Annotated in this window: 24 protein-coding genes; 14 read left to right on the top strand and 10 right to left on the bottom strand. The window is 59.1% G+C overall.

Annotated features, from left to right (window positions below; all coding sequences use genetic code 11):
• Window positions 1-2 precede the first annotated feature (2 nt).
• The 10 genes from CH74_RS07545 to CH74_RS07500 all read left to right on the top strand — a co-directional run bounded on the left by CH74_RS07545 (window position 3) and on the right by CH74_RS07500 (window position 8860).
• The gene (locus CH74_RS07545; protein WP_048306843.1) at window positions 3-587 is read left to right on the top strand and encodes an outer membrane lipoprotein carrier protein LolA; all 585 of its coding nucleotides are present in this window, start codon (window positions 3-5) and stop codon (window positions 585-587) included.
• On the top strand, window positions 571-2940 hold the full coding sequence (locus tag CH74_RS07540) for an MMPL family transporter (protein ID WP_253272994.1): 2370 nt from the start codon (window positions 571-573) through the stop codon (window positions 2938-2940). The genes CH74_RS07545 and CH74_RS07540 overlap by 17 nt, the downstream gene beginning before the upstream one ends.
• Before the next feature lie 21 nt (window positions 2941-2961).
• A complete protein-coding gene (locus CH74_RS07535; RefSeq protein WP_048306841.1) occupies window positions 2962-4236 on the top strand; it encodes an NAD(P)/FAD-dependent oxidoreductase in 1275 nt (424 codons plus the stop codon).
• A 26-nt stretch (window positions 4237-4262) separates the two neighbouring features.
• The gene (locus CH74_RS18760) at window positions 4263-4454 is read left to right on the top strand and encodes a hypothetical protein (protein ID WP_048306840.1); all 192 of its coding nucleotides are present in this window, start codon (window positions 4263-4265) and stop codon (window positions 4452-4454) included.
• A gap of 5 nt (window positions 4455-4459) precedes the next feature.
• Complete coding sequence (locus CH74_RS18755) at window positions 4460-4909, top strand: DUF3261 domain-containing protein (RefSeq protein WP_048306839.1); 450 nt, start codon at window positions 4460-4462, stop codon at window positions 4907-4909.
• Window positions 4906-6090: a beta-ketoacyl-ACP synthase gene (locus tag CH74_RS07520; RefSeq protein ID WP_367379105.1), complete on the top strand. Its 1185-nt coding sequence runs from the start codon at window positions 4906-4908 to the stop codon at window positions 6088-6090. The genes CH74_RS18755 and CH74_RS07520 overlap by 4 nt, the downstream gene beginning before the upstream one ends.
• Before the next feature lies 1 nt (window position 6091).
• On the top strand, window positions 6092-6589 hold the full coding sequence (locus tag CH74_RS07515) for a hypothetical protein (protein ID WP_048306837.1): 498 nt from the start codon (window positions 6092-6094) through the stop codon (window positions 6587-6589).
• Window positions 6586-7308 (top strand): 3-oxoacyl-ACP reductase FabG, encoded by a 723-nt coding sequence (fabG, locus tag CH74_RS07510; RefSeq protein ID WP_048306836.1) that lies wholly within the window; start codon window positions 6586-6588, stop codon window positions 7306-7308. Before CH74_RS07515 ends, fabG begins: the two co-directional genes overlap by 4 nt.
• Window positions 7309-7444: 136 nt before the next feature.
• Complete coding sequence (locus CH74_RS07505; protein WP_048306835.1) at window positions 7445-8134, top strand: hypothetical protein; 690 nt, start codon at window positions 7445-7447, stop codon at window positions 8132-8134.
• 120 nt (window positions 8135-8254) lie between these two features.
• Window positions 8255-8860, top strand: a complete 606-nt coding sequence (locus tag CH74_RS07500) for a hypothetical protein (protein WP_048306834.1) — start codon at window positions 8255-8257, stop codon at window positions 8858-8860.
• On the opposite strand, the gene CH74_RS07495 is transcribed toward CH74_RS07500, so the two are convergent.
• The 7 genes from CH74_RS07495 to CH74_RS07465 all read right to left on the bottom strand — a co-directional run bounded on the left by CH74_RS07495 (window position 8857) and on the right by CH74_RS07465 (window position 17236).
• Window positions 8857-9219 (bottom strand): RidA family protein, encoded by a 363-nt coding sequence (locus tag CH74_RS07495; protein ID WP_048306833.1) that lies wholly within the window; start codon window positions 9217-9219, stop codon window positions 8857-8859. The two genes, CH74_RS07500 and CH74_RS07495, sit on opposite strands and share 4 nt — an antisense overlap.
• A gap of 56 nt (window positions 9220-9275) precedes the next feature.
• A complete protein-coding gene (locus CH74_RS07490) occupies window positions 9276-10130 on the bottom strand; it encodes a universal stress protein (RefSeq protein ID WP_048306832.1) in 855 nt (284 codons plus the stop codon).
• Window positions 10131-10206: 76 nt separating this feature from the next.
• Complete coding sequence (locus tag CH74_RS07485; protein ID WP_048306831.1) at window positions 10207-11697, bottom strand: SulP family inorganic anion transporter; 1491 nt, start codon at window positions 11695-11697, stop codon at window positions 10207-10209.
• 147 nt (window positions 11698-11844) lie between these two features.
• A complete protein-coding gene (locus CH74_RS07480; protein WP_156181426.1) occupies window positions 11845-12753 on the bottom strand; it encodes a DMT family transporter in 909 nt (302 codons plus the stop codon).
• Between the two features lie 70 nt (window positions 12754-12823).
• Window positions 12824-13672, bottom strand: a complete 849-nt coding sequence (locus tag CH74_RS07475) for a slipin family protein (protein ID WP_048306829.1) — start codon at window positions 13670-13672, stop codon at window positions 12824-12826.
• A gap of 47 nt (window positions 13673-13719) precedes the next feature.
• A complete protein-coding gene (locus CH74_RS07470) occupies window positions 13720-15255 on the bottom strand; it encodes a nodulation protein NfeD (protein WP_048306828.1) in 1536 nt (511 codons plus the stop codon).
• 55 nt (window positions 15256-15310) lie between these two features.
• On the bottom strand, window positions 15311-17236 hold the full coding sequence (locus tag CH74_RS07465) for a DUF748 domain-containing protein (protein ID WP_048306827.1): 1926 nt from the start codon (window positions 17234-17236) through the stop codon (window positions 15311-15313).
• A 151-nt stretch (window positions 17237-17387) separates the two neighbouring features.
• On the opposite strand from CH74_RS07465, the gene CH74_RS07460 reads away from it, so the two are divergent.
• A complete protein-coding gene (locus CH74_RS07460) occupies window positions 17388-17903 on the top strand; it encodes an AmiS/UreI family transporter (RefSeq protein WP_048306826.1) in 516 nt (171 codons plus the stop codon).
• Between the two features lie 21 nt (window positions 17904-17924).
• On the top strand, window positions 17925-18584 hold the full coding sequence (locus tag CH74_RS07455; protein ID WP_048306867.1) for a TIGR04282 family arsenosugar biosynthesis glycosyltransferase: 660 nt from the start codon (window positions 17925-17927) through the stop codon (window positions 18582-18584).
• 54 nt (window positions 18585-18638) lie between these two features.
• On the opposite strand, the gene CH74_RS07450 is transcribed toward CH74_RS07455, so the two are convergent.
• From CH74_RS07450 to CH74_RS07440, 3 genes are all read right to left on the bottom strand, one after another.
• The gene (locus CH74_RS07450) at window positions 18639-19337 is read right to left on the bottom strand and encodes a hypothetical protein (RefSeq protein ID WP_053070668.1); all 699 of its coding nucleotides are present in this window, start codon (window positions 19335-19337) and stop codon (window positions 18639-18641) included.
• A gap of 35 nt (window positions 19338-19372) precedes the next feature.
• Window positions 19373-19732 carry a hypothetical protein gene (locus tag CH74_RS07445; RefSeq protein WP_053070667.1) on the bottom strand — a complete coding sequence of 120 codons (360 nt, stop codon included), beginning with the start codon at window positions 19730-19732 and terminating at the stop codon, window positions 19373-19375.
• A 68-nt stretch (window positions 19733-19800) separates the two neighbouring features.
• Window positions 19801-20103, bottom strand: coding sequence for a putative quinol monooxygenase (locus tag CH74_RS07440; protein WP_048306825.1), 303 nt, complete (start codon window positions 20101-20103; stop codon window positions 19801-19803).
• A 97-nt stretch (window positions 20104-20200) separates the two neighbouring features.
• On the opposite strand from CH74_RS07440, the gene CH74_RS07435 reads away from it, so the two are divergent.
• The gene (locus CH74_RS07435) at window positions 20201-20605 is read left to right on the top strand and encodes a VOC family protein (RefSeq protein ID WP_048306824.1); all 405 of its coding nucleotides are present in this window, start codon (window positions 20201-20203) and stop codon (window positions 20603-20605) included.
• A gap of 96 nt (window positions 20606-20701) precedes the next feature.
• Window positions 20702-21793 carry a phosphotransferase gene (locus CH74_RS07430; RefSeq protein WP_048306823.1) on the top strand — a complete coding sequence of 364 codons (1092 nt, stop codon included), beginning with the start codon at window positions 20702-20704 and terminating at the stop codon, window positions 21791-21793.
• Window positions 21794-21825: the final 32 nt, after the last annotated feature.

Raw genomic sequence — 21825 nt, 5'->3', positions numbered from 1 at the left:
CGTTGCGTCATGCACTTGTCGTGCTGCTGCTCTTGTCCGGTCCGACGCTGGCCTTCGAGCTTGACGACCTGCAGGATCGATTGAATCAGACCGAGACTCTCGAGGGTCGCTTCGAGCAGCAGCGCTATCTCGCGGATCTCGATACCCGACTGAAAAGTACTGGTCACTTTCTCTATGAGCGGGACGCCCGGATGGTCTGGGTGCTGGAAACCCCGATCGAGGATCGCCTCGTGTTCACCGCCGAGAACGCAGCGGACAGCTTGGATGAGAAGGCTGGCGCCGGCAGCGACCGCCAGCGCCAGCAGGTCGGCACGCTGCTTCTGCAGCTGCTGCAAGGGGACTGGCATGCCCTGCAGGAGCGCTTCACCCTCGACGTGTCCGGTACGAACGAGGCCTGGCAGGTCACTCTCGAACCCAAGGCCAAAGCCCTGCGCCAGCGCTTCACTCGCATTGAGCTCAAGGGCGCCGATTATCTCGACAATATTGCGCTCTACGCGGCCAACGAGGACGTGCTCAGGGTGCGCTTCTTCGATCAGCGGCCTTTTGATCCATCGGCCGCCGAGGCAGGCAATGACCCTGAGCGCTGAACCGCAGTCGAAGAGGATGGCGACGCTTTTGCGCCTGTTCGCCTGGCTGTGGGCCCTGGTGCTGCTTGGCTGCGTTCTCGGCTTGGCCTGGCTTGTGCGGGACGGGCTGCCGGTGGATACGCGCCTGACCGCCATGCTGCCGGAGGATCATCAATCTCCCTTGATCGAGCAGGCCAACGTTCAACTGGGGCGCGGCTTCGAGGATCGCTTCGTATTGCTGCTGTCGTCCCCGAACCTGAAAGCCGACACCCAGGCGCTGGCCAGAGCGCTGGGTGATGCCGGCAAGCACGAAGGCCAGGATACACCGCTGCTTGCCAAGATCGACTGGCGAGATACCGATCTGATTGACAGCGACCCGCGCCAGGCATTGGGTCGCTACCGCTATCGTCTCCTGACGCCGGAACTGCAGCACATCATCGATCAGGATGGCGGTGAGTCGCTAATCGAGCCGGCCCTGCGCAATCTATTCTCACCCACAGGGCAGCCCGACCCGGTTGCCGACCCTTTCGGTCTTTTGGAACGCTGGCTCGACGCTCGGGACGAGAGCCCGGTTCAGGCCCGAAACGGCCTGCTCACCGTCACTTTGCAGGGCAACCCTCATGCGATGCTGATCGGCGATCTGGCTGGCAGCCCCTATGATATCGGCGCGCAGCAGGCCATGACGCGAACCCTCAAAGACTTTGAGCAAGATCATCCTCAGGCCACTCTGCTGCGCTCCGGATTGATCTTTCATGCTGCCGCCGGTGCGCGCCAGGCCCAACGGGAAATCACTACCATCGGGCTCGGCGCCTTTATCGGCTTGGTCGCGATTCTACTGCTGGTGTTCCGCTCGCCTTGGGTGCTGGCTCAGATGATGCTGCCCCTGGCCTGCGGCCTGCTGCTCGCCCTGCCAGTGACGCTTATGCTGTTTGGCCGGCTGCATCTGATGACCCTGGCCTTCGGCGCCAGCCTGATCGGCATTGCCATCGACTACGCCCTGCATCTGCAGTGCGACCGCGCCGTACACGGGCGCGATTTTCGACTGGGCCGACTGTTGCCGGGCTTGACCCTGGGACTGGTCTCGAGCCTGCTGGCCTATCTCGCCCAGACCCTCACCCCCATGCCAGGGCTGCGTCAGATGGCCACCTTCGCCGCTCTTGGGCTGCTCGGCGCCTGGCTCAGCGTGGTGCTTTGGCTGCCGCGCATGCGCCTGCCCAGTCCGGCGGCGACCCGGCGACTTGCGGAAGGATTGTGGCGCTGGACGACGCCCCGCCGCGGCCTTACCCCCAGCATTGCGCTGGTCGGGCTGCTGATTTGTAGTGCCCTGATCGGCTGGCAGTTGACCAGCGATGACAGCCTGCGCTTGCTTAATCCCTCCCCGGAAACGCTGCTCGATCAGGAGCGTCAGGTACAGCAGGCGCTTGGCAGCGATACCGGCAACCGCTATCTGCTGGTCACCGCCACCGATGAGGCAGCACTGCTCAGCCGTCTTGCGACACTGGGCGACACCCTGGGTGACTGGATCGACGAAGGCCTGCCTTTGAGAATCACCAATCTGGCCGACAGCGTGCCGCCGCTAGGCGTGCAGCAAGAGAGTCTGGCTCGCGTGAAGCGCTTGTACGGCCAGCCCCTTAAAGCCTTGGTGCAGCAGGCGGGTCTTGATGACAAGGTCGTCGAGCGTGCCCGGACGCGCCTCGAGGACGCTCCCGTGCTTGATGTCGCCACCTGGCTGGATTCGCCCTTGGGAAATTCTCAACGGCGGCTGTGGCTGGGCGAGCCTGAAAGCGAGCCGGAAACCCAGGAAAGCGTTCGTATCGCCGCCGCTTTGCTGGTTCAGTTCACCGGCGAAGATGGCCAGGCGTCAGCGCTGGAACAACGGCTGACGGCGCTGGCCGGTAACGATGACGACGTCATCTATGTCAATCGTGTGGCGCGCATCGGCGAACTGCTCGGTCAGCTGCGAAAAAACATTGTCTGGTGGGTGGCCGCGGCGGTGATGGCGCTGAGTCTATTGCTGATCTGGCGCTATGGCCAGAATACCTGGCGGGTATTGACGCCGCCCCTGGGCGCCCTGCTAGGCACCTTGACGCTGTTTGCCTTGATCGGCATTCCCTTGAACGTCTTCAGCCAGCTGGGGCTGCTGCTGGTACTGGGCATCGGCCTGGATGCGGGCATCTTCAGCGTCGAGCACGGTAGCCGCGCCTCGACCTGGCTGGCCATCAGCCTCTCGACCCTGACCAGCCTGCTGGCCTTTGGCCTGCTCACTTTCAGCGCGACCCCGGCGTTGCACTACCTGGGGCTATCCTGTCTGATTGGGCTGGCAATGGTATGGTGTCTGGTACCCTGGGTGCGGCCCAGCCGAGAGCACGCCTGACAATATTCGGTGGAGAATCCCATGACCCATGAACACTCTTCTGATGTCGATACCGATGTCGTCATCATCGGCGCGGGCCCTGCCGGCGCTGCCGCCGCCTCGCAGCTGACGGGCCTGGGTCATGATGTGCGGGTACTGGAGCGCAGCCACTTTCCCCGCTTCTCAATCGGTGAAAGTCTGCTGCCTCAGTGCATGAGTTATCTCGAGACCGCCGGCCTGCTCGAGACCGTGCAGGCCGCCAATTATCAGTTCAAGAATGGCGCTGCCTTCACTTGCGGTACCAAAACGACTGCCATCGACTTTCGCGAAAAGTTTACCCCGGGCTGGGGCACCACCTACCAGATCGAGCGGGCAGACTTCGATCACCGTTTGATCCAAGCCGCCGCCGATCGTGGCGCCAAGGTGGACTTCGGTGTCACCGTGACGGATGTTTGCCCCGACGCTACACGCCCTCGGGTGAGCTACGTTGATGAAGATGGCAAGACGACGACCCTGACCGCGCGCTTTTTGCTGGATGCCAGCGGCTATGGCCGAGTACTGGCACGCAAGCTCGATCTCGAGCGGGACCCGCGGCTCGAGCCGCGTATGGCGGTATTTACTCATGTGGAGGATCACATTGACGATCCGGATTATGATCGTGAGAAGATCCTGATCGGGGTGCATCCCGAGGATGCCAGTATCTGGTACTGGCTGATTCCCTTTGCCAACGGCCACGCCTCAGTAGGCGTGGTCGGCGCCATCGAAACCCTGGAGCAGTATGGCGACAGCGCCGAAGCGCGTTGGCATGCCTTGATCGACGCGGAACCCCGCTATCGCCAGCTGTTGCGCAACGCCCGACCGCTTCGCCCCTTCGGCGAACTCAAGGGCTACTCCGCGGATGTTTCGAATCTGCACGGGCCGGGCTATGCCCTGCTCGGTAACGCAGGGGAGTTCCTCGATCCGGTCTTTTCCTCCGGAGTGACCATCGCGCTGCACTCCGCCATCATGGCCGCTCCGCTGGTCAATCGACATTTACACGGCGAGAGCGTGGATTGGCAGACAGAGTTCGAAGCGCCACTGCGCCATGGGATTGCTACCTTCCGCGCCTTCGTCGATGCCTGGTACGACGGTCGGCTACAGAGCATCGTCTTCAGCGAATCCCAGCCCGACGGACTCAAGCGCATGATCAGCGCGGTTCTGGCAGGCTATGCCTGGGACCAGGACAATCCCTTCGTCAGTAATGCGAACAGACGTCTGTCGACCCTGGCACAGCTCTGCGGTTATCTTCCGCGCCAAACCCAATCCAGCCCTGCATAAAGAGATCTGTATCAAGAGAGGCGTGCATGACGAATCACCTTGTTACTCCGCTGCGCTCACTGGTGCTGCTGACGGCGCTATTGACGCTGCTGAGCGGCTGCTCCCTGCTGCCTTCGACGGCGCCCTCGCCGCGCTTCGCCAACCTGCCCTTGTCCGATACCCTCAAGCGCCGCCTGACCTTTACGCCGGAGGAAGAACCCGAGCAGGCGCGAACCTGATCGGGTTGATTCGCCTTGAGGAGGGAAAGCTGCGGGTCGTATTCCTGACGCCTTACGGCCAGCGCTTGACGACCCTGGTCCACGACGAGGAAGGCAGCCGTTTCGAGGAAGGCGACGTGCCCGAGAAAATGGTGAAGGAGGCCTTCCCTGCCTCCCCCGAGTGGCTGGCGTCGCGACTTGAATGGAGCCTCTGGCCGGCGGTGGCCCTTGAAGAGGCCTTCATCGATAGCCCCTGGTCGATGAGCATTGCAGGCGATGCCCGAGAGATCCGTCGCTATGACACCCTAATCGCTCGCATCACCCCGGCGATGACGGATGCCTCCCGGGAGGAAACGGTGATACTGGAGGATCGTCAGGGGCAGTTTCGTCTACGGATCGAGCCGCTCGAGGAGTCTGCCACTGAGTCAAACCAGAAGCCCTCCGACGACGAAGCAGCTGAAGAGCCATCGCCGTGAGTGGACAGAAGGATCAGATGAGTATGCCCTGTCGGCTCTCGACCCCAGGCATCGTGTGCAGCCTGGGAGATAGCCTGGACGTTATCGCCTCCGCCCTGTTCAACGGTCGTCGCGGTCTGGTGCAAAGCGATACCTATACCCCTGGGCGTATGTTGCCCTTGGGAGAAGTCACCAGCGCGCTTGTGGATGATACCGCCTGGCCGGCAGAGCATCGCAGCGCCAACAATCGCCTGTTAGCCACCGCCCTGCAGCGTCTCGATATCTCGTCGCTGCTCGCCAGCTATTCGCCTTCGCGCATCGGTGTCGTCATCGGCACCAGCACCTCCGGCATCGGTGAAACCGAACAGGCTCTGGCAATCTCCGGGCGCCAAGGACCGCTTCCCGACAGCTTTCGCTATGCACAGCAGGAACTCGGTGCACCGGCACAGTTCGTAGCCCAACAGCTGGGGCTCGAAGGCCCCGCCTATGTGCTGTCCACCGCCTGCAGTTCCAGCGCCCGAGCCCTGGCCAGCGCCCGGCGTCTTCTGCGCGCCGGTGAATGCGATGCGGTGATCGCCGGGGGGGCTGATACCCTGTGCCGTCTGACGGTCAACGGTTTCGCCAGCCTGGAAGCGATCAGCGATGCCCCTTGCCTGCCCTTCTCAGCCAATCGCAGCGGCATCAATCTTGGTGAAGCGGCGGCGCTGTTCATCGTTACTCGTGAGCCCGGCGGCATCCAGCTCGAAGGCGTCGGGGAAAGCGCCGACGCCTACCACATTTCGGCCCCTCGCCCGGACGGCAGTGGTGCGCTGGCCGCCATGAAAGCTTCACTGACCCAGGCCCGTCGCGACATCGATGAGATCGACTATCTCAATTTGCATGGCACCGGTACCTCCCAGAATGACCTCATGGAGTCCCAGGCAGTGGCCGAGCTATTTGCCACGCCGCCGCCATGCAGCTCCACCAAGGCGCTTACCGGCCACACACTGGGGGCCGCCGGCGCCCTGGAGGCCGCCTTCTGCTGGCTTTCTCTGCACCATGGGAAACTGCCGCTGCATGTCTACGACAGGCATTACGATCCGACACTTCCCTACTTACCGCTGGTCGATGATGCCGATGCCAGGGTGCCCCGGCAGGTGATGAGCAACTCCTTCGCCTTTGGCGGAAGCAATGCCTCTTTGTTGCTGAGCAGAGCGGATTGATATGAGTTCATCAGTTCATCCCGCAGAGCTTCAGCTGCCCTGCTCTATCGCGCCCTTCGTTCCCCAGAGCCAAGGCATGTGCCTGCTCGATCGTATCGTTGCCGTAGACAGTGACAGCCTGGTAGCCGATGTGATACCAAGCGCCGACGACGTCTTTGCCACCGATGCGGGTATTCCCGGCTGGGTGGGTCTCGAGTGGATGGCCCAGGCCGTGGCTGCCTGGGCCGGCTGGCATGCTCGCATCCATCGCAAGCCTCCCGCCATCGGCTTTCTAATTGGCAGCAAGCGTTTCGAATCACACCGAGAACATCTGGCACTCGGCCGCAGCTATCAGGTGAGCGTCCGTCTCGATTTCCAGGCAGAGAACGGTCTGGGGCATTTCGACGGCGAGATCCTGGATGATGAGGGTGTTCGTCTCGCACATGGCACGCTTACCGTCTTTCAGCCGCCCGCAGAGGAACGGCCTGAACAAGCCGCCCAACAGGAGACGTCTCCATGAACGATACGATTCTAGTGACCGGTTCGAGTCGCGGCATTGGCCGTGCCATTGCCCTGCGCCTGGCCCAGGACGGCTTCGACATCGTGGTGCATTGTCGCCGTGAGCGTGAAGCCGCCGAGGCGGTGGTCACAGAGATTCGTGCCCTGGGTCGCAAGGCGCGGGTACTGTGCTTTGACGTTGTAGATCGGGAGACGGCACGTTTAGTACTCGAGGCGGATATGGACGCCCACGGCGCCTATCATGGGGTCATCTGCAACGCGGGCATTGCCGCGGATGGCGCCTTTCCCGCCCTGACCGATGAGGCCTGGGATAGCGTCATTCATACCAACCTTGACGGTTTCTACAATGTCGTCAAGCCGCTGATCATGCCGATGATCAGGCGTCGGGCGCCGGGGCGCATCGTGGTGATGTCCTCGGTGTCCGGCATCATGGGCAATCGAGGCCAGGTCAATTACAGCGCCGCCAAGGCGGGGTTGATCGGTGCGGTCAAGGCCCTCGCGACGGAGCTTGCCAAGCGTCGCATCACGGTCAACTGCGTTGCGCCAGGGCTGATCGATACGGACATGACGAGTGAAATAAGTGAAGAAGCCCTCAAGATCATTCCCATGCAGCGCGTGGGAACCGGCGCCGAAGTGGCTGGCGCGGTGAGCTTTCTCTGCTCTGCTGATGCCTCCTATGTCACACGGCAGGTGATCGCCGTCAACGGCGGGATGTGCTAGTCCATGAGCAACGTCTGAGTGATTTGGCAGCTAAGCGATCTTGATCCACGTTAATATAAGAGCTTTTCGCAGCATTGATTTTAATCACACCGACTACCCTATCGCCTTTCATATACCTCCGTGCAGGAATTCGTTCATGAAATATTTCGCTGCGGGACTAGTGTTGTTGTGTTCGCTTCACGCCCAGGCCTTCGAACTTGATGAGTGGCAGGAATGGCAGGCCGCCACCCCGGCGTTTCAAAGTCAGATCGAGCAAAGCCGCTGGCTTGAAGAAGCACAAATTCGAGTTCATGCGAGCGGTCAAATGCTGTTCACACCCTACGAGGCGCTGGTATGGCAGTGGCTCTCTCCGGTGCCACGTCTGATCGAACTCGACAAGGCAGGACAGCTGCTCGATCTAAGTCCAACGGAAGATGGCGCTACCGCCGCCCCTCCTCTGGAAAAGAGCGACGACAACCTTCCCGGTGAACAGCAGATCGCGACGCTATTGATGCATGCCTTGAGCGGCGATCTTGTCGCCCTGGAGAAAAACTATCATCTGTTGCTGAAAGGTGACCGCGACTCTTGGGAGCTTATTCTACTGCCTCGAAATAGAAGCGAGACCGCCCCCAAGAAGCTTACCCTCGAGGGAGGGCGCTTCATCAACGAGCTGAGCGCAACCTCTTCGGAGGATAACAAGCTGACGCTGGAACTCTCCGATCATCACCGCTTGGTGGATGCCGAGGGGGCGCAGCTTCTCTTTGAAGCCCTGCAAGAAAAGGCGGCAGCGCAGCAAAATAGCGAGAACGACGCGGAAAATAAAGAAGGTAATGGAGAAGAGAATTAAGTTGTAACCCAAAAGGCCGATAGGACAATAAGCGGCCTCTTATTTGATATTGATTGCCTGATATTGCCTGATATCGATGACGGGTCCTCTTGAACCATGAGCTCGAATCAGGAGAACGGCGTGCGAATAGCGATTATCCTCATTCTGCTGGCTGCCCTGGCTTTAGGAGCGGTGGGTATCAAGGCCAGCGATCTGCATTGGCCCTTGTCCGAGACAGCATTGATCACGGTCAGCCTATATGGGCTGGTTCTGGTCGTGGGTATGGGATTGCTGATGCTTCTGACCGTACTCGTGCTCACGCTTAGCTCCCAGCAGCGTGCGCTGCAGCAGAGTCTTGGTGCGCAAATGGATCAGCAGCGTAGCCTGATCATCGCTCAGCTCACGGAGCGTTTCGTGCAGCAGGCAGAAACCCTGCTTGAAAAGGAAAGCCTGGACCCCAACAAGCGCAGCGTACAACGCTGCCTGGCGGTAGACGCGCTACGCGGCAACAGTGGCCGCAGTGATCCCAATTATCAACGCCTCGGCAGACTGTTCGAATGGCTGGCAGAGGAAGCCGATGCCGCCCAGGATGATGAATCCGGCCGGCGTCTATTCGAACCCGTGCTGCGCCACTACGCGGAAATCGCCGATCAGCTTTGCCGTATCAACGAGTCCGACGAAAAACGGCTGGAAGCATTCTTACGCTACCAGCCCCAGGTCAAGGAAAGTGACGAAGAAACAGCTTAGGAATTCTTGATCGCAGCGGTCACGGTAATCTCCACCTTCAGCTCTTCCGCGGGCATCTGCGCCACTACGCAGGTGCGCGCCGGTGCATGGCCTTCCGGCACCCAGGCATCCCAGATTTCATTCATGGCGGCAATATCGCTGCCATTTTTCAGATAAATCGTGGCGGAAAGCAAATGCTCGCGGTCGGAGCCGATTTCTTCGAGCAGTGCATCCAGACGCGACAGCATGCTGTTGGTCTGCTCATTGATACTGCCCTGGCGCACCTCCGGGCCGGCCACCTGGCCACATAGATAAGCCACGCCGTTGTAGATGACGGCGCGGCTCATGCGAGTCTGGGTATCGTGACGCTGAAGGGTCATGCGGGTTCCTTTTTTGACGGTGTATGTCTTTTATCAACGGACGGTTGAAAACAGGACTAGCGTAACAGCAACAAAGGGATATCCGCCTTGCGCAGCATGGCGGTGGTCGTGCTGCCTACCAGCAGATGGCGAATGCGCGAATGCCCATAGGCACCCATCACCAGCATGTCGATATCGTTTTCCTGCTGATAGGCGCGCAGCGTGGCCTCGACTTCCCCGGCGCGAATGGCGCCCTGCACGCCAAGGCCGGCGCGCCTTAACGTATCCAGGGCCCAGTCCAGCTGGGCACGATAATCCGCCACCCCGGCGCCGACCATCACGATATGAAAACTTATTCCCTTGAACAGCGGACTGGCGGCGATCATCTCGATACCCTTGCGAGTGCTCTTGCCGCCATCGAAGGCGATCATGACGCGCTGGGGGTCACGGTAGGTTTCCGGCACCATCAGAATCGGCCGATGCATCGCGCGCACCACCCGCTCCAGGTTGGAGCCTACGTGCTCACTGGCCAAGTGGGCGGACTCGCCTCGCTTGCCCAGTACCAGCAAGCGCGTCTCGCTTTCAAGCTCGCTCAAGGTCTCGACAAGTTCACCGTTGCGCTGGCGGGCCAATGGTTCCTCCACGCCCTGATCCCTTGCCCGCTCTAGGGCCGCATCCAGCATCGAACGCCCCTGCTCTCGGGCAATGCGTGCGCGTCGCTCATCCAGGGAGGCAAGCTCTTCGAGCAGATGTTCCCGGCTTCCCAAGCCAATATTACCGGAGAAATTGCCCTCTTCCGGGGGCAGATGATTATCCAGCACATGCAGGAACGTCAGTGGCGCCGCAAGACGTTGACTGGCCCAGACGGCGTAGTCGCTCACTGCCGTGGAGTAGCCGGAGCCATCGATACAGGCCATTACGTGTTCGCTCATGCGGGGCTCCTTCCTTTGTCGTTTTCAGCAGCGTTCCTGTAGCGTTTCTATCGTATCTTGCCGTCAATGAACAGGCCTAATGCTCGCTCATCAGCCCTTCCACGGAGGCAGGCTTGTCGTGCACCGCAAAGCGATCGACGATGGTTGCGCTCGCCTCGTTGAGTCCCACCACCTCGACCTCGGTGCCTTCCCGGCGAAACTTGATCACCGCCTTGTCCAGCGCACCGACGGCGGTGATATCCCAAAAATGCGCCCGGGAAAGATCGATCTTCACCCGCTCGACGCTTTCTTTGAAATCAAAGGCCTCGATGAAGCGAACCGACGAGGTGAAGAATACCTGACCGATCACGGTGTATTCCCGGGTACGCCCATCGGCGCTCATTTCACTACCAATATAGAGCACCTGGCCCACCTTGTTGGCAAAGAACAGCGAGGCCAGTAGCACACCAACGAACACACCGATGGCCAAGTTATGAGTCGCGACTACCACCACCACGGTGGCCACCATGACGATATTGGTGCTCATGGGATGCTTTTTGAGATCCCGCAACGATTCCCAGCTAAAGGTACCGATGGACACCATGATCATCACCGCCACCAGCGCTGCCATGGGAATCTGGGACACCCAGTCACTCAGAAATACCACCATCAGCAGCAGCACGACGCCGGCTACCAGGGTAGACAGCCGAGTACGGCCGCCGGACTTCACGTTGATCACCGACTGACCGATCATGGCGCAACCCGCCATGCCGCCAAGCAGGCCGGCGCCGATGTTGGCGATGCCCTGGCCCTTGCACTCCCGGTTCTTGTCGCTCGGCGTATCCGTGAGTTCATCGACGATGGTGGCGGTCATCATGGATTCCAGCAGACCGACCACGGTCAGCATGACCGAGTAAGGGAAAATGATCTTCAACGTCTCGAAGGTCAGCGGCACGTCCGGCCACAAAAAGACCGGCAGAGTATCCGGCAGCTCCCCCATGTCCCCCACGGTGCGAATGTCCATGCCGCTTGCCATGTAGACAGCGGTGAGCACCAGGATGCATACCAGCGGCGATGGCACCATGCGACCGATCTTCGGCAGCAGCGGGAACAGATAGATGATGCCAAGGCCGGCAGCGGTCATGGCATAGACATGCCAGGTGACATCCGTAAGCTCCGGCAGTTGCGCCATGAAGATCAGGATCGCCAGGGCATTGACGAACCCCGTGACCACGGAGCGCGACACGAAGCGCATCAAATCCGCCAGGCGCAGATAGCCGGCGACGATCTGCAGCACGCCGGTGAGCAGCGTGGCCGCCAGCAGGTACTCAAGACCGTGCTCCCTGACCAGGGTCACCATCAGTAGCGCCATGGCCCCGGTGGCGGCGGAGATCATGCCGGGCCGACCGCCGACAAAAGCGATGATCACCGCGATACAAAACGAAGCGTACAGCCCGACCTTGGGATCAACGCCGGCGATGATGGAAAAGGCGATAGCTTCGGGAATCAATGCCAGGGCGACGACGATGCCGGCCAGCAGATCGTTCTTGATATTGGAAAACCAGGCGTGGCGGATGGATCGGATCATTCTCGGTTCCGTTGGGTTGTTCTAGCGCGCAGCCAGCATCGAACGCAGCCTGCAGCAAACGCAATAAGCGCCGCGCCGCAACGAACAAGGCGGTGAATACACATCAGGAAATGGGAGCGCGCATTCTATCAGCTAGCCCCTATCACTTCATCTTGAAGAGTGAATCCCTAAGGTCTCGCGCCTGCGCTTTTCAAGACGCCGATCAATCATGCCCTTGATCAACAAGGTACCGATGATCAAGCTGCCGCCAACAAAGGCCAAACGGGAAGGCTGTTCATGCAGAATCCACCACACCCACAGGGTGCCGGCGACGGTTTCCAGCAGAAACAGCAGGCTGACCTCCGCTGAGGGAAGATAAAGCGGGCCTCGCTGAATCAGAGTAAAACCCATGGGGATCAAGATCAGGCACAGCAGTACCAGCAAGCTGGCTTGATCCGCATTGGGCAGCGCCACTCCTCCGCTGGCAAGCAAGGGCGCCGTTGCCGCCACCATCAACCCCGCCAGGGTCAGCATCGGGCTCATATCCACACCCGGGCGGGTGCGACACAGGGTGAAGTTGGCCGCCAGGGAAAACGCCGCCAGTAAGGCGAAGCCGTTGCCGATCCAGGAACCGGCGCCGGCATCGTCGAACACGATCAATGACGTGCCCAGCAGGCACAGGGCAATGGCAATCCAGGTTCGAAGGGGCAGGTGTTCCTGCAGGAAAAATCGCGACAGTAGCGCTGCGATCAAGGGTGCGCCAGCCAGGATCATCAGCACGTTGCCACCCTTGGTGTACTGGTTGCCCAACACGAAGCCGTAATTTGAACACGTGAAAAGCGCTGCCACGCCAATACCCACCCAGCCGCAGCGCAAAAATGAGATAACGGTATAACGTCTACTGCGCAGCATCACGATGATTAAGAAACCCAGTGCTGTCAGCAGCCCTCGCCAGAACAGCATCTGGCTATCCGGCAGATCGATCAGCTTGATCAGCAAGGCATCCGGGGAAATGATCAAAGGGCCTGCCGCCGTCAGCAGCAGCCCCTTTTGTCGGAAGGAAAGAGTGGAAAACAAGGCGTCCTCGAGGGCAATTCAGACAGCGTTCAAGCCTGCTCAAATTGCGCGACGAAGACAAGCCATTGAATCAGATATCTCGAGGAGATGAGCCGATATCGTTCTGGGTTGGCTTTGGCTCACCGTCGGTTGGCTCAGGCGCAGAGCTAGACGCTGGCTGCGGGCTACCACCGCCCTTAACCATCGACTTGAACACATCCATGATATCCAAGGGCAGTGGGAAGAAGATGGTGGAGGCGTTCTTGTTGCTCATGTCGCTCATAGTCTGCAGATAGCGCAGCTGCAGGGACGCGGTATTGCCGGACATGACGTTGGCGGCCTCGACCAGTTTTTTCGAGGCCTGCAGCTCCCCTTCCGCGTGAATGACTTTGGCTCGGCGTTCCCGCTCCGCTTCCGCCTGCCGAGCGATGGCGCGAATCATGCTTTCATCGAGATCCACGTGCTTGATCTCCACGTTGGCCACCTTGATGCCCCACTCCTCGGTCTGAGTGTCGATGATCTCCTGGATGTCGTTGTTGAGCTTGTCCCGCTCGGAGAGCATTTCATCCAGATCGTGCTTGCCCAGCACCGAACGCAGTGTGGTCTGAGCCAGCTGACTGGTCGCGACGGTGAAGTTCTCTACCTGAATGATCGCCTTTTCCGGGTCCACCACGCGAAAATACAGCACCGCATTGACCCGCACGGTGACGTTGTCCCGGGAGATCACGTCCTGCTCCGGCACGTCCATGGTGACCACTCGAAGATCGACCACTTCCATTTTCTGAATGATGGGAACGATGATAAACAGACCTGGCCCCTTGACCCCCTGAAAGCGGCCCAGGAAGAACACCACACCGCGCTTGTATTCCGGCAGAATGCGCACCGATGCCGCCAACAGCAGCAACACCAGCACTACGGGAACGAGATAGGATACCCACATGGAAACATCTCCTCGGATCGCCTCTAGCAGAGGCTGAATGAACGCATTCACGGTTTTGATACATCGGAACTTGAATCGGCACGGTAAGGCGCCACTTCCACGGTCAAGCCGTCCAAGGACATGACCTGGACGCGCTGATCCTTGCGCACCGCCTCGCCGCTACGGGCATTCCAACGCTCGCCGCGCAGCCGCACATGCCCTTTATGGTCGAAATCCTCCAGCGCAATCGCGGTCATGCCGATCATCTCTTCTTCGCCACTGAGCGGGGGTTTCTTGCGCAGCCCGACAAAGCGCATCGCGACCCACAGCAACAAACCGGCAGCCACCAGGGCCACTCCCGCTATCAGAGGAATCGATACGGCCATGTTTTCGTCATCCATCAAGATTATCGAGCCTGTGACAAAGGCTATGATGCCGCCGATGCCAAGAATACCGAAGCTCGGCATCAGCGCCTCGCCAACGATCAGCCCCAGCCCCAGTAGAATCAAGGCAAGTCCGGCATAGTTGATCGGCAGCACCTGAAAGGCGAACAGCGCCAGCAGCAGACAGATGGCACCGATGGTACCCGGCACCAGGGCACCGGGATTGATCAATTCGAAAATCAGGCCATAGATACCAATGAGCATCAGGAAATAGGCGATATTGGGGTCGGCGATGATCGACAAGAGCTCGGTGCGCCAATCCGGATCGAAGCGCTCGATGCTCAGATCCGCGGTTTCAAGGGTCGCGGTGCCATCACTCATGACGACCTCGCGGCCATCGATCTGGGTAAGCAGGTCCTGCACGTCCATCGCCACCACATCCGTGACGTTCTGCTCTAGCGCCTCCCGGGCGGTAAGATTCACCGCCTCCCGCACCGCCTGTTCGGCCCAGTCCGCGTTACGTCCATGGCGCTCTGCCAACGTGCGGATATAGGCCACCGCGTCCTCGAGCACCTTGCGCTCCATGGCGGTCTCACCACGGCGTTTATCGTCGCCGGCTTCCTGGTCTTGGTCTTGGTCTTGGTCTTGGTCTTGGTTTTGATCTTGAGCCTGGCTCTGTTCTTCAGCCTGCTGCCCATCGTCGGAAGCTTGATTTTCAGTCTGATCGCTTTGATCAGACTGCTCTGACGAATCAGATTCGTCCTCTTCCGAGCCGGGCATGCCACCGCCGCCGAGCTGTACCGGCGTGGCCGATCCCAGGTGCGTGGAAGGCGCCATGGCAGCAACGTGACTGGCAAGCAACAGATAGGTCCCGGCACTGGCGGCCCGGGCCCCGGAGGGCGCGACATACACCGCCACCGGCACTTTTGATGCCAGCATGGTGCTGATCATGCTTCGCATCGAGGAAGCCAGGCCGCCCGGGGTGTCGAGCTGCAGGATCGCGAGGGCCGCATTCTGCTCTTCCGCCATTTCCAGGCCGCGCTGAAAATAGTCGCTGGTCGCAGGATTGATGCTGCCCTCGATAGTCATCACCAAGGCGCTTTTTTGCCCGGTTTGCTCTTCCTGGGCGGCGGCCAAGAAAGCCAGCAGCAGGCCACTTAGCAAACACAGCAGCCATAAGATACGAAAGCGATTGGACAGGATGTGACGAGTGCCTGGCATTGCATCCCCGCTTGAAATCTATCCGCCCTTTTAAGGGCCGATCATTGTTGCAAGGTCAACTTGGCGTCTGGAGCTTTCTATACAGACCCTGGGAATCTCGTTGGGTTTCATCCTCTGCGCTGCGGTTTCCAGTATTGCTGCCGTCTTCTCTTTCTTGGCCCTCGTTGCTTTCATTGCCGTTATGCGAGTTTTCATTGCGGCTGTTATCGCTTTCGCTAGCGTCGCTTTCACCGTTGCTACCATCGCCACTACCACCCTCTATTACTTCCCCTAGGGTTTCGATCGGTGAGGAAATCAGATTCTGCAACGCCTTGCGAATGGCCTGACCGGCGATGTCGCCAAATTCGATGGAGCCGGATTTATCCAGCGGTATGGTGATGGGTATCTCGAGTTCGATGGTGCCGTCATCATTACGCAATACGCCGATCAGGGTTTTCACCGGCAAGTCCGTGGCGGAATCATCGACCTGCTCGCCCAGCCTGATCCGGCGCAGCATGAGCTGGTTGTCGGTATCGAGTCGGCCGTCTTCCAGCCGGTAGTCGAGATCCAGCGTTACCTCGCCCTGTTCGATTTCATAGCCTGCAAACCGGCGCAGATAAGGCGCGAAGGTGGCCAATGCCATACGTTCGAAATGCATGTTGAAGCGACCTTGCCAGGGATCGCTCAAAGGGTCATAAGCACCTTGAATATTCAGTGGAGAACCATCTGAAACCTGGCCCTTCAACGCGAGCTTACCTCCATCCTGCTGCGACGAGGAGAGCCCTTTCCACTTGCCTTCCAGCGCTGAAAAATCGATCTCGAAGGGCTGTGACAGGTGTCGATCGGCGAAGGCCATGGCTCCTTTTTCGATGACAAGCTCGTCCAGTGCATAGCGCCTGGACGAAGAGGACTTTGGCTTTGCGTCTTTTTGTTCTTTGTTCTTCTGCCCGTTGTCTTTCTGCTCGGGCTTCTTCTGATTTGGAGCACCGGGAGGCGTCCAGGCGGAAAGATTGGTTCCCATCTGCTCGTTGATGACCACCTTGGACCAGGGCTCTTTGAGGGTGATGCGATCGGCTTCGAGGCGAGGCCGATCGAGCTCGAACAGGAAGCCATCGATATCGACATGGGTTACCCGGGCGATCTGCTGTTCACCGTTGGGTTCGAGCATTACCACATCTCGCAGATCCGTATCGCCGCTGATGCGCACTCCGGCATCCGTTGCCTCCCCTGCCTGCATTCGTGCCTGGGTGGCTAATGTCCCGCCTTGGGTTTGGGCACTCACCAGCTTATCTAGATAGCCGGAAAGCGTGGTCAGTGGCAGCTTTTCAGCGGTCATGTCCACGTCCACCCGCCAGGGTGAGAATCCCATCTTTCCCTTGGCGCTCAGATCAGCACCATTGAGTCGGGACTCACTCTGTAGGGAAAAGGGTGCGTCGGAGGTGTTGTCGTACCCCTTGGCATCCAGACTCACTTGCTTGAAGGAGAGCGTGATCGGCTCATCGATGCGTCGATTGATCCAGTCTAGCCGCCCGTCAATGGCGGTGATGTGCTCGATTAGAATCGGGGTGGGCTCTTGATTGTTGTCCTTGTTCGAACCGCCGCCGGCAAACATTTCGACCAGGTTCCAATTGCCGTCTTCCTGCCAGATGAGCTGTAAACGAGGCGACTGGATGCCCAGCTTTTCGAGGCGCCAGCCCGGCGACCAAAGCGAGCGCCATGCCACGTCTGCGGTAATACGTTCGCTGGACAGCACCGGCGTCTGTTCTTGACCGGCAACTCGTACATTCTCAAGCGTCAACTCCAAGGTGAATGGATTATCGATCGCAACGCTCTCGATGGTAGTCTCGCGCCCAGTGATGGATGAGAACGTCGTCTCCAGGCGCTGCTCGATGTAATACGGCAGCGCCCATAGCCAGGCGATCAGCAGCAGCCCCACCACGACGATTAAAATCAATGGAATGAGCCACCAGCGCTTGGACGAACCCTGCCGTGTCGATGTCATTGAACTTCCTTAAAAAAGCAGCAGATCACGAATAGGCTTTAAGAATGGCAGGAGAATCCCCTCTTGCCCAACTTCGACAATGCTTCTCGCCAGGCACATTCGATGGAAGTACTATCTCGTCGCCCTTATTCGTGATTAGAGATCACTCGTTATGCTACTTGGACTCTCCTTGTTTTATGTCGGTGCCGTACTGGTGCTTAATGGACTGTGGATGCTGGGTCATATTGGCGACAAGGAAATCAGCGTCATCAATATGTTCGTCGGCGGGCTGTCTTTGATAATTGCGCTGTACACCGCCTTCGGCCCCGACACGAGTGCGGCCACCATCAAATCCGCCGCGCTGACGCTGTTGTTCAGCTTCACCTATCTATGGGTGGCACTCAATCGCTACAACGGCGCCGATGGCCGTGGCCTGGGCTGGTTCAGTCTGTTCGTCGCCATCACGGCGGTGCCGGTAGCCGTGCAAACCTTTCTGGCAGGAAATTCGGTATGGAGTGTGTGGTTTAGCCTATGCTGGGCGGCCTGGGCGGTGTTGTGGTTCATGTTCTTCTTGCTGCTGGCGATGCAAAAGCCCATTGCTCGGGCCACGGGCTACATGTCCATGGTTCAAGGTGTGCTGACCGGCTGGCTGCCGGGATTTTTGTTGCTCAATGAGGTGCTGAAATAAAGAGGTGATGCAGTGGCCGCCATGAGGAAGTTTCCACTGGCCATCCTGGCCAAGGCCCCTTTGCCGGGCCAGGTCAAGACGCGGCTGATTCCACGACTTGGCGCCGAGGGTGCTGCCAGACTGCACCGCCATCTAGTCTGGCGGACACTGGAAACCGCCGTCGCCGCTACGGCGGCAGAGTCGATCACGCTATGGACGAGTCTTGCTTTTCCAGGTGAGCCTGAGCACGCTTTTTTTGATATCTGCAGCGCGCATTTCGGTATTCAGCTGCAGCCTCAGCCGGAGAGCGATCTTGGTCTGCGCATGTATGCCGCGCTAGCTGCCATGCCTGGGCCGGGTCTGGTAATCGGCTGCGACTGTCCAATGCTCGATGCAGCCTTGTTACGCCAATGCCAGACTGCCTTGGCATCATCGGAGTGCGTGCTGCTGCCCGCAGAGGATGGCGGTTATGCGCTCGTCGGCGCACGCCTGATTGACCCTCGGCTATTTCAGGACATTGACTGGGGAACCGAGCGCGTCTTCACGCAGACATTGGAACGACTAGATGCGTTAGGCTGGCGTCACGCCTGCCCTGCCACCGTATGGGATATCGACAGACCCGCCGATCTCGAGCGCCTGCTAGGCCTGCCCAATGACGATCATCGGCATAATGTCATCGTTGGCAGGATCGATACACAGTAGGCAAGCACAAACGTGTTTGTGTTTGTGCTTGCCTACTCCACTTTGCTTATCGTTTTAGTCCAACTTGGACGCTAGACACGTCGCCCACTCCTGCAGGGAAATCGGCAGCTGCCCGATGATCTCGATATCGCGATTCTCGAAGATGTCGCTCAGGCCGGACGTTTCAAGGCTATCTATTTCCCGATCGCGATGTCTTATCAGCGCTTCCAGATAGGGATAGAAGGCGATGATCATGGCACTCACCCAACGATTGACGGGCCAGGAAGGCCAGGCATGGTCGAGCTCGAAAGTTCTGGCCAGCGCCAGGGTCTCGGTGGCATTGCGCCAGGTTTCGCCGGTCACCCAGCGATTGGTGGTGAAGAGCCCAATGGGCTCGCCCCAGGCATCTATGGAGATGGCGATCAAGTGTGTCGGCTCGGCCAGGTGGCGGGGGCGATTGTCCTCCGGTGGACGCTGGAAGACATGGAAATGACCGTGTTCTTCGTTACCACGATGGGCATGGTAGTAATACTGGCTGCCGGTGTCCTTGTCGTAAACATCGCCCTCGGGGAAATGATTGAACTCAAGGAATTCGCCCTGGCCCTTGAGCAGTTCCCCTACCAGATTGAGCCCGACTTTCTTCAATACCCGCTGGCAATCCAGGGCGTCCATGGCAGCCGCATGCATGAGCTGCACGTCATCCCTTTTATAATCTGCGAGATCGGGCTCGCAAATGGCTTCGGCAATGTAGTAAGACGATAGCGCCATATTCATGAAGAACCTCCGCTTTGTGCTTGTCCACAATGGCGTTACTTTTGTTGCGGCCCGCCGTAGTCCTGCTGAACGTCTACTACATAGGCCGCCAACGCCGCCAGATCCATCGACGCCCAATCCAGCGTATCGCCGGCCATAGGATTGACCATGCAGATCTGGACCATCTCGTCTGCGTGCACTTCATTCATACCATAGAGATTCATGCCCATGGCCACCTGATGCGGATAGGTCTGCTCTAAAGTGGTTTGATAGCGCTGATCGCCGCTGTGGCAGCTGGCGCAGGCAAGACCGTTGCTGCTTAGCTGCGTATCGTTGAAAGTGGCGGCGATTCTCGATTCGCCTTGCGCATATGGATTGGTCGGGCAATGTGCCGGGGCATTACATCTCGTCGCCATTTCTTTCGTGATCCACGAATGCGGCTGGCTCTGCAGCCATACGGGAGTGCAGGAGGTTGAGTGGTGGTTTATCGAGTGGGAGTGAGTGCAAGCACATCTGCGCGGGTCACGCTTTGCTCGGCGATCAATTCGTTCACCACTTCGCGACTGGCCTTGTAGTGCCCGGTTTGCTTGTGATCTGCCAGGGCCTGTTCGTCGCGATAGACCTCGTAGAGATGAAACAGCTCCGGGGTGTCCCGATCCTCGATCACATCGAAGACATGACAGCCCGGTTCCTCGCGTACCGACGCCTCGGCGTTTGGCAGCATGGCCTCTAGAAAGCGCTCCCGGGTGCCGGACTTGAGCTGGGTTCTGACGATGATGCAGTACATGGGATCTCCTGTCGGGTTGCGCCGATGAAACATCGACTCTAATCTTGTGGAAATAATTTCCAATTTCAGCCTACCCAAACCACGGAGAGTCAGCAACATGAACCGTCCTGCCCCCCTCAATGGCATGCGCCATATCGCCCTGCAAGTACAGGATCTCGACGCCTGCGAACGCTTCTACACCGAACTGCTGGGCATGCAGCTGCTGCGTCGCGCTCACAAGGATCTCGTCTATCTCACTCTTGGCAACGACAATTTTTCCTTGAGCCGGGCCAAGGAACCGACCGGCGGTGATCCTCAGCGACTGGATCATTTCGGCTTCGTGGTGGATGAACGCGATGACGTGGACGCCTGGCATGACTATCTCAAGGCCCAGGGTGTGGAAGTGACATCCGCGCCTCATGATCACGGCGACGGCGGCCGCAGTTTTTATTGCCTCGATCCGGACGGCAACAGCGTGCAGCCGCTTTATCATCCAAGCGTATCCGGGCAGCGACTGAGTTAAGAGCCGAAAACAGTCGCTGCGAAATTGCCGGTTCGCCTGTAAGGTCATGGTTTTGAACGCGACAAATACCCGACATCTCTCGTGTTGATGACCGCTATGACCCGATCAGACTCGCCTATCGTCGGTAATACTGACTTACGACTCTTAAACCTACGTCAGTCCCTGCAGGAAGCGGGGCTCGATGTCAGCGAACTGCACCCCATGGCGGATACCGGCCTGGCGCATGAGCATGTGTGGCTGTGTCGTCAGAATGGGGAGGATTGGGTCGCGCGTCTGCCCAAGCAGAGCCAGATGAAGCTCACCCCCAGGGCCAATCTCGACTATCAGGCTGCTTGCTTTGCACGAGCCAGCCAGGGTGGGCACACCCCGGCTCTGCAGGCGGTGCTACCTCCGAGCAATGCCTTGCCCCGGGGAAGCTTGATCGTTTCTGCCATCAAGGGTCGCGTGGCCCGATTGCCTCAGGATCTACCGGCCATCGCCGAGACCCTGGCCAGCCTGCATCGATTACCCCTTCCCTCTTTTAATGCGCGACCGCCCTTGCTGGCCCCCGCTTCGCCTTGGCAAGCAATGCTCGAAGAGATTCTCGAACAGGCGCGCTATCTTGAAGCCGCTCAAGTGAGTGCGGCTACCTGCCAACAGCTGGGCGAAGAGCTGCAGATCCTGCAAACCTGGTTGACTCAGGATCATTCGGAGGCGGTTGCGCTGATCAGCTTCGATGCCCACCCGGGCAACTTTCTAATTCGTGATGACGGTCGCGCCATGCTGGTGGATCTGGAAAAATGCCGCTACGGCCTACCCGGCCTCGATCTGGCCCATGCCACGCTATACACCTCCACCACCTGGGACGTTGCCAGCTACGCGGAACTCGGCCTGGACGACGTCCACGGGTTCTATCGTCACTGGGCAAGCGCCATGAATCACGACGACAGATACTGCGATCAGGAGGCAGTGCTGCAGTGTCGTCGTGCCATGTGGCTATGGTCGCTCACCTGGTGCGCCAAGTGGCGGGTAGAACACCAACGCGCTAGGGACGCAACGGATGCAGGCGAGGATTGGTCGAATACGCTGAGCGATCCAGCGCTGATTGCCCATGTGCGCGACCGGGTCGATCACTATCTGTCTTTACCGATCGTGACAAGAGTCTGCACGGAACTTGCGTTCCTTGAGCGACTCAACCTGTTCGGCTGATCATCACGACTGACTACACAACAGACCAAAAA

The organism is Halomonas sp. PR-M31 (assembly GCF_001039575.1).
Taxonomy (GTDB): Bacteria; Pseudomonadota; Gammaproteobacteria; order Pseudomonadales; family Halomonadaceae; genus Modicisalibacter.
Note: the sequence above shows the minus strand (reverse complement) of the source record. Positions and strands in the feature narration are given on the sequence as shown.